Annotated in this window: 1 riboswitch. The window is 28.0% G+C overall.

The annotated features are described in order from the left end of the window. Positions 1-39 precede the first annotated feature (39 nt). Positions 40-125, minus strand: a riboswitch (cyclic di-GMP riboswitch). Between the last annotated feature and the right edge of the window lie 329 nt (positions 126-454).

Here is a 454-nt window from a genome sequence, read left to right on the forward strand (position 1 = left end):
AAACAGCTACTATTAATAGTGACTGCCATCAAATTATTATACGGCAACCTGGCAGTCCTAGGATATAATCCCTTAGACCCATAGCTTTGCGTCCCTATTTTTCAATAGGTTTGCTATTTTCTAAATAAAACAATATTTAATACTGTACTTATTATAACATAATTATTCTTTACTTTCAATTTATTTTAAATACAAAAGATTCCCGATTACTTATTTTTGTAATTTAAACTCATATCCTCGCTCTGGCTTTTAGAATGCTGAGAAAAGAATTTCCCTACAAAAAAAGCATTTTTCCCAAAATCAATTATAGTATTAAGTAAATAATTTCATCAATCTTAGCAAAACATAACTAAGAGGTGATGAAAATGGAAGATACAACTGTAATAGATAATGAGGTTTATTATAATGTTAGTAATAGACTGTTTCAGCAAATTGAAACAGTCTATTACTAACA

Source organism: Vallitalea maricola (assembly GCF_036985595.1).
Classification (GTDB): domain Bacteria; phylum Bacillota; class Clostridia; order Lachnospirales; family Vallitaleaceae; genus Vallitalea; species Vallitalea maricola.